Source organism: Vibrio sp. SCP2, from assembly GCF_059295395.1.
The window spans coordinates 609,642-624,950 of sequence record NZ_JCAFVV010000001.1; the positions used below are offsets into that span (position 1 = coordinate 609,642).

Sequence of the window (15,309 nt, forward strand, 5' to 3'; positions counted from 1 at the left end):
TAGAAATATAAAATTAGGATTTCACCTTTATGCGCTATTGGAATGCTCTGGCATTTTGCCGTGATAACCTCTCGTTCCAACATTGGACTCAAGTATCATTAGATCAATTCAGCCATGCTTTACGTTGTACGCGTCGTAACGCACAGTTGCTAATTAAACGCTTGGTTGAAGAAGAGAAAATTGAATGGCAATCAGGGGTTGGGCGCGGAAATTTACCTCAAGCGAAATTAAAGCAACCGCTTGATGGTGTTTTAAAACAGAAAGCGACTAGCCTACTTAAACAAGGTAATGTGGAAGCAGCGCTTGTTCTCGTTAATACACAAGAAAGGGAGAGTTTTCTTAGCCAATATCTTTCCCAATATCAGCCAGTAAAAACTCAACAAGACATCTTACAAATTCCTTTCTATCGAGGCACCCATTGCCTAGATCCAGTCAAGATTAATCGCCGTACCGAGCTGCACATCGCCAGTTATCTATATGCGAACTTACTTCGAACTCAACCTAGCCTACATGGCGATCTGGCACATTCATGGCAACAGCAAAATGACAGCCTGACCATAACCTTGAGAAAAGGGCTCAAGTTTGAAGATGGAAGCCCATTAGAGGCAAAAGATATCAAGGCACATTTTCAACGCTTGATGGAACAAGGTGGAGCGCAAGTCGAGCTTTTTCGATTTATCGATCAAGTGGAGGTAATCAACCCTCTTCGGATTAGATTCACCAGCCACACCATGCCTGCTCTATTGCCTCGATTACTAAGTCATAGTGCGATGGGCATAACGAAAGTGAAGGACGAAAAATTACTCGGCTGCGGCTCATTTTTGCTGTCAGAACAAACCGAATGGCGCACATTACTCAGCGCTAACCCGCACTATCACGGCTTAAGACCTTGGGTCGATGGCGTCGAAATATGGAACGTGGGTGATAATGCCAACACTCTCGAGCTCAATTGCGATGTGGTTCATGGGCGTCACCTAGCGGAAAAATCGACAGCGAAGTTTACCGCCAAGCAAAAATGGGAACAGGGTTGTACCTATGCAATGCTGAATCCTCACCATCATACTTGGATGCGAAATCGAGCTCATCGCAAGTGGTTACAAGCTCTTATGCTCAGTATCGGCACACCTAGCGGGGAAGATTGTGAAGTAGTCGCACGCGCGAAAGGTATGCTCTCAACTCCTACTCCTATTGCCGAGCAAGATTTATCTGGGGTCAAATATGCTCTCGCGGATCTTAAACTCCCATTAAAACCCTTAGCTGTTGTCACCTATCAGCTTGGAACCAATATCGCCACCGCACAACTCGTTACAGATTGTTTGCAGCAACTCGGCATCGACTGCCAACTACAAGTTTTAGAGTACCCAGAGTTCAATCGACCTGAAACGTTCAAAAATGCGGATATTATCATCAGTGGAGAAGTGTTTGGCGAAGATACGCTGTTTTCTTGGGTTGATTGGCTACTGTGTAATTACTGCCACCAAGCCTGCCTATCGGATAAAAATAAACTTTGGTTGGAGCAAAAAGTCATCGAAGCCATCGCCGAGTGCAGCGAAAGTAAGCAGCTAAGATTGTTAGAAAAAATTGAGCAACAACTGATCACCAAGAACTTATATCAGCCTCTCTATCATGCCCTGCAAGACTTGAATATCTCTGATCAAATATCGGCACCAGAACAGCTTGCTAATGGTTGGATTGATTTCAATCACATCGTGATGTGAACTATAGTACTAAGACAAGCTTTTAAAATAATGCAAATAAAATGGGAATGACTGGACAAACCATTGTTAAATATTGCCCACAATTCCGCACAGGTTATTTATAAGATGATAAACTAAAGCATTAATCTTCTAATATGTTGAGATCACCTGATTTAATGAAACGCCTTTTTACCATAATGGTTACCATTTTGGCATCGATTGCTGCAGCGCCCTCTTTTGCTGCCTGCAATGTCGCGGCTGATCAGGATTTTCTCTATTCACATATTGAGACTCAAGACCGCCAAATGCTTGAGTTTTATTACCATTCTCTTTGTCGACCAAAGTCGGTTAGTTTGGAAGAATACAAGCTACCTAGTGATGCATCTCCTTCTTCCAAAGCACTCTACTATTTCGCCCTAGGCAACCTCAGAAAATATGAAGGGATTAAAAACATCACTATTCCTGACATGGAGCAGCTAGGCGTCGATAACAATGTCGACTGGATAGTGGCTGAGGCCAAGCTCAATCAGGCACTAAAGCTAATAGACTCCGACTTGTTACTTCAAGCGGAATACCTTCTCAATGAAGTGGTGCCAATAGCAAGAGAAATCGGCTATCGACGCCTGCTAGCACGCGCGTATCGTTGGTTAGGCAATGTCAAAATTCAGCGTTCGAATATCAAAGCTAGCTTGAACTACTATAAAACGGCATACGAGCTTGTCAGCGAGATTGGGGATGACTTTCAGAGCACCATGACACTGAATAACATCGCCACTGTCTATATGCTTTCCGAAGATTGGGAGCGGGCCGATACCTATATACAACGTGCGCTGAAACTCTACAACGACAATCAATACGATAACAGCCTGTTTGAAGCTATCTTGTTTGCGAATTCGAGTGCGGTCTACTTCGCAACCGAACAGAATGAACAAGCTAAATATTACATGGAGCGCGCTTTAGAGGAAGCGGACAAGACCGGTTCGAACCGAATCAAAATCTCGACTCTATCCAATATGTCCCAAATGTTCTCTAAAGTCGGTCAGCCTCAAGAAGCTTTGGCTATGGCTAAGCGCTGTGTTATCCAAGCGGAAAAGAATTCAACCAGCCTGATGCTGGCAAGTTGTTATGAAGCCTATGCCGGAGCCTACTTACTCAAGAAGGAATACCAACAGGCAATCACTTACGCACACAAGGTCATGTACATCCTGCAAGCTTCAGAAAGTAATGAAATCATCTGGGAGCTAGACATATTAACCAAGCTTGTCGAAGCCCACGAAGCACTTGGCGAGTATGAGAAAGCACTTAGGTTCATGAAGCAAAAGTACTTGGTGCGCAAAAATTTTTATCGTCAGACCTACAATGAAGACATACTCAGCGAAAAAAGTGCGCTTGAAAGACGACTAAACAAGCGAGAGATAGAGCTATTAGAAGCGCAGAATGAACTACAAACCATTACGCTCAAAGAGCAACGCTCACGTGAGATCCTCTACGCTGCTCTGTTTGGTATACTGGCGTTTTTTGTTATTCGCAGCGTCGTAAGCCTAAAACGCACTAACCTAGAGTTACGTAACCAAAATACTACCGACCCATTGACCGGAGCCTACAACCGAAGGTTTTTAGAAAACTGGTTAGAGCAAGCTCCGTCCTCGATGCAAAGCCCTGTCTATGTGGTAAGCGTGATCGATATTGACCACTTTAAGCAATTTAATGATCGGTACGGCCATGAAATTGGGGATTTAGTACTCAAAGAGACCGTAGAGACGCTGCAGAACAATTTGCGTAAGAAAGATATCTTAGTTCGCTGGGGCGGCGAAGAGTTTGTCTTAGTCATGCCGATGGAAGATTTAAGCAAACTTGAAGAGACCCTTGAGCGACTGAGAGCCAATGTCGAAGCGCATATTGCTCATCACAACGATCAGCAATTTAGTATCACGGTCTCCATTGGCGCGTCTTCGTGCAAAAGAGAATATCTTGCCGATGAGTGGGAAACTGTGTTCGGCCAAGCTGACGCCGCCCTATATCAAGCAAAAGATGCGGGGCGAAATCGCTATCAGATTCACTCAAATGAAGCTTGATTCAACGCTTCATTTCTTAACCGTCCCTGCTACCCAAAATTCGTTCTCCCTTGACTGAACCTGCTCAGCGAGGAAATCAACAAAGCATCGAATGCGTGCTGTTCTGCGCAGATCGCTGTGCATCAATAGCCAAATACTGCGATAGGGAATCGGTTTTTGAAAAGGAGCACGAACTAAGTTTGGATGCCTGTCACCCAGATTACACGCAAGATAAGCCATACCAAGTCCTGAAGCTGCCAAAGAGATCAGAGGTACAAGTTCTGAAACGCGATGTTTTAGCGTTGCTTTTGGATAGTAGCTCTCTTGCAACCATTTCGCTGTGATGTCGCCTTCAGGTTCATGCCAACCAATGAATGATAGTCCTTCACCTTGGTTGTCTTTGACCTTTTCCGCGTATTCCCGAGTACAATACGCCGCTTGCGACATTTGAACCAGTCTTCGTCCTACCGCTTCATCATAAACTTCGTTGGCGACCCTTATAGATACGTCCGCTTCTCGTCGGCTCAAGTTGGCAATATCATTACCAAACTGCAAGTTTAGAGTGATGTCCGGATAGCGCTCCGAAAACAGCGCCAAATCATCCATTAGTGAAGTCAAAGCCATCCCATGAGGCATAGAGACATAAACCGTTCCTACTGGATCGGAATCTCTACCAATGATCATTCTCGACGCGGACGTCATCTCATCTTCGACTCTTTCTGCATAAGGCAGCAACTCTTCACCAATTTGGGTTAGGACTAACCCCTGCTTAGAGCGGTCAAACAAACGACTGCCTATCTGTTCTTCCATCACTGAAATACGTCTAGTTAGTGTCGTGTGATTCACTCCGATGCTGCCTGCACCGCCGCGCAACGTACCACTGCGTACCACAGCCAGAAAATACTTAAGATCATCCCAGTTGAAGGCATAGCTCTCATTCGTCTTCACTTCATTCTCCAATGATTCATTTTTGAAGCACCGTGTTCACTTTTACCTGTATACAGTCCATTTTTCAACCATGGTAACTTAATCCCAAGTCAGCAATCACACCAATGGAGAATGACATGGGTACTATTCAAACGGTATTAATCACAGGCGCTAACGCAGGTCTTGGGTTCGAAGCGGCACGCCAACTCGCTCAAGAAGAAGGCATTAATAAAATTTATCTCGGCTGCCGGAATCTCGCCAAGGCACGAGAAGCGAAGACCAATTTGGTTCAGCTATCTGGCCGGGACATTTTTGAAATCCTAATCCTTGATGTTTCGGATTCATCGTCAGTGCGCAACGCCGTTTCGACGCTGTCTGCACCTCTTGATGCGGTTGTGCTAAACGCGGGTGGCACTGGTGGCCGCACACCGAATGCCCTCACTTCAGATGGCGTAACCAATATCTTTGCGGCAAATGTGTTTGGGCATTCGGTGTTGGTTGAAGAGCTCATTAAAAGGCAGCTGATTACATCAACCGTGCTCTATGCAGGCTCTGAAACGGCAAGAGGTGTGCCTAAGATGGGTGTTGCCAAACCTGAACTGAGCAATTCATCCGTCGAAGAGTTCGCGTCTATTGCCAACGGAAGCAAATTTGGTGCTAAAGCAGATCCACTGGATATATATGGAACCATCAAGCTCACCGCTGCGCTATGGATGTCTTCAATGGCACGCCAGCACCCTCATCTACGATTTGTCACTATGAGTCCAGGCGGCACAACGGGCACCAATGGTATGGATGACCTTCCTTTCCTTAAAAAAGTGTTCTTCAAATATGTTGGAGGGCTACTGATGCCGATGCTAGGCATGATGCACAGCGTCGAAAAAGGGGCAAAACGCTACCTTGATGGTCTGTTCGATCCAAGGTTTGAGTCTGGGCACTTTTACGCTAGTCGACAAGGTTCTCCAACTGGCCCCGTCGTCGACCAAATCACGATTGAACCTTCGCTCGGCAATATCGCTGCGCAAGATAACGCACGCCAAGCTATCGAACAATTTTCGTAACAATAACAACGAATAGGAGAATCATTATGGATACTACACTGCAAATACTGGTAGGAATTTTCACTTTAATGCTAACTGGACTCGGTGTGATGTCGATGTTCGCCCCTCAAAAAATGTTAGCTAACTTCGCGCTTGAACCCATCGGTAAAGCTGGTCTCAATACCGTTCGCTCCGTCATGGGCGGTCTATTTTTAGCCAGCGTAGCAATGCTGGTGTTTGGACTAACCTCTGGCGATACAGAAGGCTACTTCTTTGTTGCAATCGTCATGCTCGCTGTCGCGATAGGTCGTATAGTCGGTATTGTGCTTGATGGGTTTGATAAAGCTGTAGTACCGCCGCTAGTTCTAGAGCTCGTCATTGCAGGCGTATTGACCTTCGCACACTTCAAAAATGGCGGGTTTTATTGAGGCTAACGCATAACCCTGACAACAAAGGCAGTCCTGTAGGTACTGCCTTTGTTTTACTTATCTTTAAACCAACCACCCAACTCGAAAAGATACGCCAACAATAACAAACAGTATTGAGAAAACAGTAACCGGGATAATGTGCAATGCCATATCAGTGAGATTAGATTCTGATAATTTAGGAATTACTCGGAACCTTGCATCTAATGCGAATAGAAAAGTGAGCAATAGCAGAGTGAGTTTAGCGGCAATCCCGTGCGAAATTGGAATAGACATATCAAACCATAAACTCACATCAGGTAACATTCTGTATGCCAACATTAGCCCTGTAATGATTTGAATAACTAGCGCAGGCATACCAATTTTTTCATAGACAGATTCAAAATCTAAAAGTCGCTGGGCAGAACGTTCTCGTAGCACCCTAGGCAGCACGACCACCGCTAGTACGATATGCCCTCCTGTCCAAATAGTCGCCGCGAGTATATGTAATGCTAGTATTAAACCATACATGATCATGCCTTAGATTTGCTCTAGTTAATCACTATATAGTGACACCCCACAAACATGAGAACCATAATCAATATCAATTAAATGTGTAATGGTTAAAACACTGTGTTTATCGGCTTCACTTCTAATAAGTATTAGCGGAGCTTTACTGCTGTTCCGGATACAGATACGCAACCAAGGACATCTCCTTTTGGGTCACCTCCTAGAGCAGACATAATCCCAATAGTCCCAGTATTCGTAGATATCTGAACTTGCAATCCAGTAATAGCATCGGCCCCTAGCCGATATGCCTTCTGCTTTAGCTCATCAATAGCTTTAGAGCGTAGTTCAGACAACTTTTCGTTAGCAGAGTACAGTGTAAAAGCACCAATCGTTCTAATTTTTTCCGAAAATACCACTCCGACATACTCTCCACTCATACCATTGATGGAGTTATTCGTGCTTACAACAACGTTATCGTGATGACATCGAGTATTCTTTGCTTCGCTGGACACCCTAGATACTTTTTCCAAGGCTTCATTCACAGATCGTGCTTGTAGGTTGTCTTCTAGTATTTCAAACCCTTGCTCTAACAAAGATGATATCTCATCCGAAGCAGTCTCCGTCATCACATCAATCGGAACTGAAGTCGAACCATGCGCTAAAATTACATATGTTTTCATATTTTTCTCAAACATAACGATTAAATCGTCTAAATGCCCCTAACACCGACATTCATTAAATATCTATCAAGCCAGTTGTCTTGAGCTGTTAACTTAAATGCCTTTGCCTCGGCATAAGTCACTTCTCTAATCGTTTGGTACGCACTACCATGTTCTTTTTCACCAAATGAAAAGTCCGAAGCTTTAAAACTTTCAAAATCAAGGCCATGCTTCCTGAAAGGTGTTAACTTCATAAAAGTTAGGTATTCGCTATACAACACTCCATCATTTGTAAGCACCGCAATTTTTGGCCACGTTCTATGAATAGGATCTGCAATGAAATAACGAGCTGTTTTCTCCTGCGTTTTATTAGGATCGATATTCAAAACCCAACAAGCTAAGTTAATCAAAGCTGAGCATATGTCTTTTGCTATGTTCTCTGAGACGTCTCCGCTCCCATGAACTGCCGAATTACCTATCTTCCGCACAAAATGCATATAAGTGACAATGTGTTCAGGAACAGTATCATCTAATGACTGTATCCTTTCACATAAGTTATCTCCGTGAGTAACATCCATCTTACACACTAGCATCTCTAAGACTTTTCTTGCTCTAGTCGCTGCGACTTCTGGATCGAGTGATGCATATGCAATTGTGCGCTTTATTTCACCACCAATATTTGGTGATTTGATCAGTATTTCGTTAAGTAGAGAAAGTTGCATCATTATCAGTTTTCATCAGGACATATCGATAGAACACCTCTTATATCACAAATGAAACCCAGCCCTCTAGTGAATCACATAAAAAACTCAACAGCTTCATAAATGATACATTTACAATGAGTATTTCCAGTTCAAAGATTAAGTAACCTTTTGCGATGTTATATAATCGGGGTACGTAACTTTGTAGTTGAGTTTATCCATTGCTGACCAATAAAACGCTAACTTTCGCTACCGCTAATCTATTCAACTTTGTAGAACCCCCACAAGCGTTTTACGACTTTGAAAACATCTATAATGGCGAAGCTTGGCAAGAGAAGTGCCGCTGGACACAAGAAAAACTAACATCCTTAGATGCGGATATTGTTGGTGTTCAAGAGGTGTTTAGTATCGACGCCGCGCGAATGTTATTTGAAGAACTAGGCTACCCTCATTTTGCTGTCGTCGATGAACCTCATCTAGAGCAGGACTATATTTGCTCTCAACCCGTTGTCGCCATTGCATCACGATACCCTATTGTCAGCGTCAGTGCTGTCACTCCGCTAACTTCGATAGAAGAGAACTATCAGGTTAAGGCTCCCGACTTTAGCCGCAAACCAATTTATGCGACGGTCGATGTTCCAGATATCGGCGAAGTAGCCGTTTATGTCTGCCACCTTAAGTCACAAAGGCCAACAGACAGCCTTGACGCAGAGAAAACTCACTCCCTTGTGGGTCAATGGTTATCCAGCCAGCAAAGGGGATGGGAAGCGGTTATGCTACGACTGTTTATGGAACAACAATATAACAACCACCCAATCCCAACGGTGCTGATGGGAGATATGAACCAAGCGATAAGCAGCAATATTACTGGTTTACTGACTCAACAAGTCAATGAAGACGATAAACAACTCAGGCTAAGAGATAGCTGGCAGCTTCAATCTGCATCGGCAATTGAAAGTGAGCGACCGCCCACTCACTATCATTTTGCTAAAGGGAATGTGCTCGACTACATTCTGCTGTCACAGGAGTTTCAACCCGACTCCCAATATTCGATGGCTGACGTCACAGGTTACCAGACACTGGATGCCCACTTGATCAACCCAAGCTTTGAAAAAGACAAGCAAGCCAGCGATCATGCCTTTGTCGCTGTGACCGTTCAGTTTGTGCTTTGAAACTCCTAAGACCTGCCTTGCAACGAAACTAAAGTAGCGACTGCTATACTAGAGAAAACCCATCTCTTGAACGGTACCAATGAAAGTTCGCGCAATACTGTTGTTTTTCTTATTGTTACCCATTCAAGTTATGAGTGCAGAGATCGCGCTGTTTGTTCCGCGAACAGAGAGTGCTTCGTGGCAATCGCAGATAAGATTTGCCCAAGCGGCTGCCAATGACCTTGGCGTTACCTTACATGTCTATGATGCAGAGAACCAACCCGAGACCATGTTGAAGCAAGTCTCCCAAGCATGTGAGAAAGGCGTAGATGGTGTTCTGTTCATGAACTACGAACAGATAGGTGAAAAGCTGCTTACCATTACTGAGAAATGCAAAATACCGAGTATTCTTTTCAACACAGGGTTTAACTCCCGTGAATTTCTCCCTCGAACCAAATATCGTTACTGGATTGGAGAAATTACTCCTAACGATATCAAAGCAGGTTCCGTTTTGGCCGAGCAACTGCTGCTAAAAGCCAATGGTCAGATCAACAAAGTAAAAATGCTGGTGCTCAATGGTAATCTCAAGGAGTTATCGGCTGTCGAGCGAAACCAAGGGCTTTATCAGTTTATACGGCACAACCCGAGCGTGACTGTTGTTGCGGAAAGCGACTCCAATATGAGTTGGGGGCGTGAAGAAGCGAAACGCCAATTTAAGCATTTTTACCAACGTAATCCTGAGATCAACATGGTATGGGCCGCCTCTGACACTATCGCATTAGGTGCCAGAGATGCCATGCTAGAGCTAGAGTTACCGCTAAATTCCATCTATATCGGAGGAGTGGATTGGCTACCGGAAGCACTTAGAGTAATTGAAGAGGGAGAGCCCTATATCTCGGTTGGTGGTCACTTTACCGAAGCGGCGTGGAGCATGATCTTGTTGAACGACTATCTTGATGGTCACGATTTTATTGCTGAATCCACCCAGTTTCGCTCCCCATTCTATTCAATCAATCATGCCAATGTAGCCATGTTTCAAAGCTTTATTGACGACAATTGGCAACGTATTGATTTTCAGGCGCTCTCTAAACAGCATGAGAGCGATAAACTGTATAACTTCAGCATCAAATTCCTACTTGATGGTTATTATCAAAACACCAAAGCACTCAAGTTGACCGATGAAGAAGTAGAATGGTTAAGAGATCATAACGAACTAAGGTTAGCAATTGATATTGATTGGCCGCCGTTTGAGTATGTCGACGGTAGTGGAGAGTATCAGGGCATTGCTGCCGACTACATTAAGCTGATCGCTCAGCGCTTAGGGATAGAGCTTGTTCCTAGTACCAATATGAGTTGGTCTGAGGTTGTTGAAGCTTCAAAACAGCGAGCACTAGACATTTACCCTGCTCTTCCTGTCACGCAAGATCGTGAGCAATATCTGGACTTCACTCGCCCATACCTCAGTTTTCCACTCATGATTATCACCAATCAAGACATTCCTTATGTGCGCGATATCGAGGCTCTCAATGGTATGCAGGTTGCGGCGGTAGAAGGGTATAGTTCATACGAGCTACTGCGAGACAACCACCCACAAATCAAGCTGTATGCCGCTGAAAACGTGTCAGATGCTTTGCAATCCGTCGCATCAGGCAAAGTAGATGCATACGTAGGTAATATTGCAACCGCCAACTATGTTATGACACGCGAAGGGTATAGCAACCTTAAAGTTTCAGGGCTCACACCGTATCGAATAGATCTTAGAATGGCAGTGCGAAGTGACTGGCCGATCCTCAACAGCATCTTGCAGAAGTCTTTGGATGCCCTCTCTGAAGAAGAGAAACAAACCATCTACTCCCGATGGGTAACGGTTAGATACGAACACGGAGTGGATTATAGTCTCGTGTGGAAAATCGCTCTTGTGTCGTTGTCGGTGTTGATTTTATTAAGTTACTGGACGAGCAAACTCTCCAAATTAAATGACAAACTCAATAGCGAAATTACCGAGCGAAAGCAGATAGAACAGCAGCTGTTACATGAGAAAAACAAAATCGAGCAGCTATCGATTACTGACCCTTTAACAGGGCTGTTTAATCGCCGTTACTATAATAAAAAGCTCCCTACAGAAATCCTACGAGCGCAGAGCACCCAAGACTGGCTAAGTTTTGTAATTATTGATGTCGATGACTTCAAGCAATACAACGACCATTACGGACATCTTAACGGTGACAAACAGCTCGTCGAGTTTGCTAATGCCCTGAAAAAGCAGTGTCAGCAGAGTTCTGATTACTGCTTCCGTCTGGGCGGAGAGGAATTTGGCGTGCTGTTTACAGGGCGTTCTCCAGAAGAAGCCATATCGTTCGTCAACCAAATCCGACTGGAGATTGAATCGTTACAGTTAGAGCACCAGTTCAGCCGCGCTTCTGATGTTATTACGGCTTCGTTTGGAATAGTGACGACCAACAAACCTAAGTACACGATGGAACAACTTTATGAAACCGCTGATGCCGCTCTCTATGATGCCAAAGAGAGCGGCCGCAACAAGGTTGTTGCTAAAGAGCTAAAGTAGCGAACTTAAGCCTTTAGCCGATTAAAACTCGTTACTCAGGCTGTAAGTTTCATTTACCCCGCTTCCCTGTACAAAGTCCTCATCATGACTGACCAAGACAAATGCTCCACTGTACTGATTTAACGTCTGGGCGAGTAACTGCTTAGACTCCAGATCGAGGTGGTTATCTGGCTCATCCAACAGAAGTACCGGCTGAGTTTGCTGATGGCTGACCACCAGCATTGATAACTTCATTTTCTCACCACCACTTAGCTGCTTGACTGCGCGGAAAACCGAATCACGCCGAAAACCGATACCTGCTAACAAAGTTCGAGCCTCTGCTTCCACTAGTCCACGGCACATCTCCATCACCGTATCTAACAAAGTTTTGGTGTTATCTAACAAGCCAAAGTGTTGGTCTAAGTAAAATAACGGCGTATTGAGGTAACAGTCACCACTGAGCAAAGTACTTTTACCCCGCAAGATATTAAGTAAGGTAGACTTGCCTGACCCATTACCACCATGCAACCAAAGCTTGCTAGTTCCCGTTAGCTGCAAATGAATAGGCTCCTGGCAGCCATAAGGTAAGACACCATTGACTATCGAAACTAGCTGTCCTTTTCGGCCTCCATGACTCTCACCCATATAGAGCTTTTGCGCTTTTAACTGCTCACTCCTCTTGTTCAAAGCGTGCTCTTTCTTATCAAGCAGCTCTCGACGACTGTTTTCGTTTTTCAGCTTGTTAGACATGGTTCGCTCAGCACTGTCTTTCATACCATCAAGCAAGATTTTAGGTTGGCTGCCACTTCTGCGCGCTTTCATTCCTTTTGCTTGTCTTTGCTCGGCTTTCTCTTTGTTCTTTTGCGCTTGTCGCTCAAGCCTTTTTTGTTCCTTGTGCACACTGTCTAGTTGACGTTCAACCGCAGTTACTTCTAGATCTTTTTGACCTCTATAGTCATCGTAGTTACCGCCATATTGGGCTAACCCTAAGGTTGAAAGCTCCCAAATTTGCTCCATTTCTCGCAATAAAAAGCGATCATGGCTTATAAGCAATATATGACCCGTGAAGGCATTCATTTGCTCACGAAGCCACTCGCGACCCTGTTTGTCTAAATGGTTGGATGGTTCGTCTAGCACTAGCAGCTGCGCATCAGATTGAAACAGTTGCCACAACTGTAAGCGTGCGAGCTGTCCGCCACTCAGCTCTGAACAGAGAAAGTCCGTGTTTCGCGGTAACTGCATCTCACCAAGCTGGGATTCGAGCTCTTGTTTCAAAGACCATTGCTCTCCGACAATTTCGAACAATTGTTCGTCGCAATCCCCTTGCTCAATTTTCGCCAAAGCGCGAAGAACACTCTCGACCCCAAGGTACTGCGCAACCGAGATATTGCCATCCAGTAGCTTTGAAGGTAATTGAGTGTAGGTTTTCACGCTCGCATTTAAAGCGACTTCACCCTGAGTGGGACAAAGAGCCTTGGTTAGAATAGAGGCGAGAATCGATTTCCCCACCCCGTTACGTCCGACTAACCCGACTTTAGATTGCGTTAACGAACAAGAGATATCACTGAAAAGCACCTCGCCATTGTCGAAGTGGTAGCTGATTTTATTGGCTTGTATAACTGGCATAAGTTGCCTCCTGTTAGACAGGATTAGGCATTGCACGTAGCAAACAGATCGCAAACAAATGCGATAAAAAACAATCTTGTATAAGTGAAGTCATGCTCGATGAGCACAGACGGAGCTACGCCGACTAACCCTGTGGAATCCTAATAACGATGTAAAACTGGATAACAGGTGTTAGTTATTCATATTGGCGTAATCTCCTAAAGAAGTGATGGCGCGAGTATAGGGTAATCTTTGTTCAAACTTCAAGCGCTAAAAAATAAAGAGATGATCAACCGCACACATAAGCTTGTTCATCTCTTTATCTCGAATGCTATTAATCGACTTGCTGAACCGAAATACGGTTTTTGAACTCGAAGACCTTCTCTGCACACACATCAATGCAACGTCCGCAGCTCATACAGTCTTGGCTCATGACTCGTCGGTCACCTTCTTTTAGCGGCTGACGCAAAATCTCTGGCTCTGGGCAAACATTGTAGCAATCCATGCATTTGGTACAGTCTTCACGACGCACTGCTGAAACACGAAGTAAGCTCTTGGAACCAATCACACCGTAGGTTGCACCTAGCGGGCATAAGTGACCGCACCAGCCGTGTTCAACAAGCAGCAAGTCTAGCAAGAAGACCATAACAATCAGTATCCAGCCCGCCCCCATTCCAAACACCAATCCACGATGAAGGGTAGCAACCGGATCAATCCACGCCCAAAGTACGCTTCCCGAGATTGCGCTGCCGATAAGTAGTACTGGAATCAACCAGTAACGAAGTTTAGATGACCAGCGGTAGCTCGCCTTTAAATTGAGCTTTCTTCTCAGCCAAGCGGCGAAGTCGGTAACAATATTAAGGGGGCAAACCCAGCCGCAAAAAGCACGCGGGCTCACCACAGCATAAAATACCACCACAATGGCGAAGCCAATCAAAGCAGTGAGTTCAGGCATATGCCCTGCTGCGAGTGTTTGAAGAACAATTAATGGATCACTAAACGGAATGACATCAAACAGATTGCTAGACGATAAGTTGCCCTTTAGTACACCTAAGGTTGGCCCTGCCATGAACAACGCAATGATGCTGAGCTGACATACACGGCGCAGCAGCAAGAAGCGATGAGCCTTCCACCAGCCGAGTTCTCGGATTGCGTCTTTTCCTGCATCTTTTGCTAGATTCTTAGCCATTAGAGCTTACCTCCTAGCGTTTCTAACGCTTCTACAGGCACTTCCGGCGCGCTATTTTCCAGTGATTTGGTTACCTCTTCCCAACCCAATTGGTAGTGAGCTCCCATCTTGCCTTTCGCGAGCTCTGTTGGAATGATCTTGATTGCGGCAACTTCGGTCACACAAGCCTGCTCACATTTTCCACAACCTGTACATTTGTCCGAATGAACGGTTGGAATGAGTTTCGCGTGATAGCCCGTTCGTTCATTGCGAATATGCTCAAGGGTTATTGCTTCATCGACTAGTGGGCAAACGCGGTAACAGACATCACAGCGCAAACCCTGCCAGTTAAGACAGCTTTCATGGTCAATCAAGACCGCGGTACCCATGCGAGCATCGTCGATATTGGTCAGGTTAGGGTCAAGCGCTCCGGTTGGACAAGCAGGCACGCAAGGGATGTCTTCACACATCTCGCATGGAATTTTGCGCGCATTAAAGTAAGGCGTTCCTGATTCAACAGAAGAGAGTAGCGTTGCCAATTTCAAGGTATCATAAGGGCAGGCCTGAACACATAAACCACAGCGAGTACACGCTGCTTCAAATTCCCCTTTAGGCAGCGCTCCCGGTGGTCGCACGGGCACACCTTCTCCGTTTCTTGCCTGACTTTGCGTCGACTGAAGTCCCAATACTGTCGCAGCGACCCCAACCCCAGCCGCCGTTCGAGCGGCATCCCGCAAGAACCTACGTCGACTCTCTGATAGCTTTGAATTAGACGAACTCATGACCCAATACCTCTCGCCTTCGCTTACATTGTAAGGTGACTTACAACCTACTTAAGCATAGCAACC

Annotated in this window: 13 protein-coding genes; 6 read left to right on the top strand and 7 right to left on the bottom strand. The window is 45.1% G+C overall.

The genetic code is table 11. From position 1 onward, the window contains the following. Positions 1 to 29: 29 nt before the first annotated feature. The gene (locus AC5O63_RS02965) at positions 30 to 1,718 is read left to right on the top strand and encodes an ABC transporter substrate-binding protein (RefSeq protein ID WP_494503858.1); all 1,689 of its coding nucleotides are present in this window, start codon (positions 30 to 32) and stop codon (positions 1,716 to 1,718) included. Between the two features lie 188 nt (positions 1,719 to 1,906). Continuing rightward, positions 1,907 to 3,772, top strand: a complete 1,866-nt coding sequence (locus AC5O63_RS02970; protein WP_494503859.1) for a tetratricopeptide repeat-containing diguanylate cyclase — start codon at positions 1,907 to 1,909, stop codon at positions 3,770 to 3,772. 9 nt (positions 3,773 to 3,781) lie between these two features. On the opposite strand, the gene AC5O63_RS02975 is transcribed toward AC5O63_RS02970, so the two are convergent. Beyond that, positions 3,782 to 4,699, bottom strand: coding sequence for a LysR family transcriptional regulator (locus AC5O63_RS02975; protein WP_494503860.1), 918 nt, complete (start codon positions 4,697 to 4,699; stop codon positions 3,782 to 3,784). Positions 4,700 to 4,815: 116 nt separating this feature from the next. On the opposite strand from AC5O63_RS02975, the gene AC5O63_RS02980 reads away from it, so the two are divergent. Both AC5O63_RS02980 and AC5O63_RS02985 read left to right on the top strand, forming a co-directional pair. Next, positions 4,816 to 5,739, top strand: a complete 924-nt coding sequence (locus AC5O63_RS02980) for an SDR family NAD(P)-dependent oxidoreductase (RefSeq protein ID WP_494503861.1) — start codon at positions 4,816 to 4,818, stop codon at positions 5,737 to 5,739. Positions 5,740 to 5,765: 26 nt separating this feature from the next. Further along, positions 5,766 to 6,146 carry a DUF4345 family protein gene (locus AC5O63_RS02985; RefSeq protein ID WP_494503862.1) on the top strand — a complete coding sequence of 127 codons (381 nt, stop codon included), beginning with the start codon at positions 5,766 to 5,768 and terminating at the stop codon, positions 6,144 to 6,146. Between the two features lie 63 nt (positions 6,147 to 6,209). Here AC5O63_RS02985 and AC5O63_RS02990 read toward each other — a convergent pair whose 3' ends face one another. The 3 genes from AC5O63_RS02990 to AC5O63_RS03000 form a co-directional block, all read right to left on the bottom strand. Next, a complete protein-coding gene (locus tag AC5O63_RS02990) occupies positions 6,210 to 6,653 on the bottom strand; it encodes a CopD family protein (protein WP_494503863.1) in 444 nt (147 codons plus the stop codon). Between the two features lie 131 nt (positions 6,654 to 6,784). After that, positions 6,785 to 7,312, bottom strand: a complete 528-nt coding sequence (locus tag AC5O63_RS02995; RefSeq protein ID WP_494503864.1) for a heavy metal-binding domain-containing protein — start codon at positions 7,310 to 7,312, stop codon at positions 6,785 to 6,787. A 29-nt stretch (positions 7,313 to 7,341) separates the two neighbouring features. Beyond that, positions 7,342 to 8,016, bottom strand: coding sequence for a DUF4145 domain-containing protein (locus AC5O63_RS03000; RefSeq protein WP_494503865.1), 675 nt, complete (start codon positions 8,014 to 8,016; stop codon positions 7,342 to 7,344). 197 nt (positions 8,017 to 8,213) lie between these two features. Here AC5O63_RS03000 and AC5O63_RS03005 point away from each other — a divergent pair, with 197 nt between their 5' ends. After that, entirely contained in the window at positions 8,214 to 9,164 is a 951-nt protein-coding gene (locus AC5O63_RS03005) for an endonuclease/exonuclease/phosphatase family protein (protein WP_494503866.1), read from the top strand. 79 nt (positions 9,165 to 9,243) lie between these two features. Continuing rightward, on the top strand, positions 9,244 to 11,709 hold the full coding sequence (locus AC5O63_RS03010; protein WP_494503867.1) for a diguanylate cyclase: 2,466 nt from the start codon (positions 9,244 to 9,246) through the stop codon (positions 11,707 to 11,709). Between the two features lie 21 nt (positions 11,710 to 11,730). On the opposite strand, the gene AC5O63_RS03015 is transcribed toward AC5O63_RS03010, so the two are convergent. From AC5O63_RS03015 to napG, 3 genes are all read right to left on the bottom strand, one after another. Then, positions 11,731 to 13,314 (bottom strand): ATP-binding cassette domain-containing protein, encoded by a 1,584-nt coding sequence (locus AC5O63_RS03015; protein ID WP_494503868.1) that lies wholly within the window; start codon positions 13,312 to 13,314, stop codon positions 11,731 to 11,733. A 313-nt stretch (positions 13,315 to 13,627) separates the two neighbouring features. After that, on the bottom strand, positions 13,628 to 14,482 hold the full coding sequence (gene napH / locus AC5O63_RS03020; protein ID WP_049844757.1) for a quinol dehydrogenase ferredoxin subunit NapH: 855 nt from the start codon (positions 14,480 to 14,482) through the stop codon (positions 13,628 to 13,630). Further along, the gene (gene napG / locus AC5O63_RS03025) at positions 14,482 to 15,243 is read right to left on the bottom strand and encodes a ferredoxin-type protein NapG (protein WP_038197251.1); all 762 of its coding nucleotides are present in this window, start codon (positions 15,241 to 15,243) and stop codon (positions 14,482 to 14,484) included. Before napG ends, napH begins: the two co-directional genes overlap by 1 nt. Positions 15,244 to 15,309: the final 66 nt, after the last annotated feature.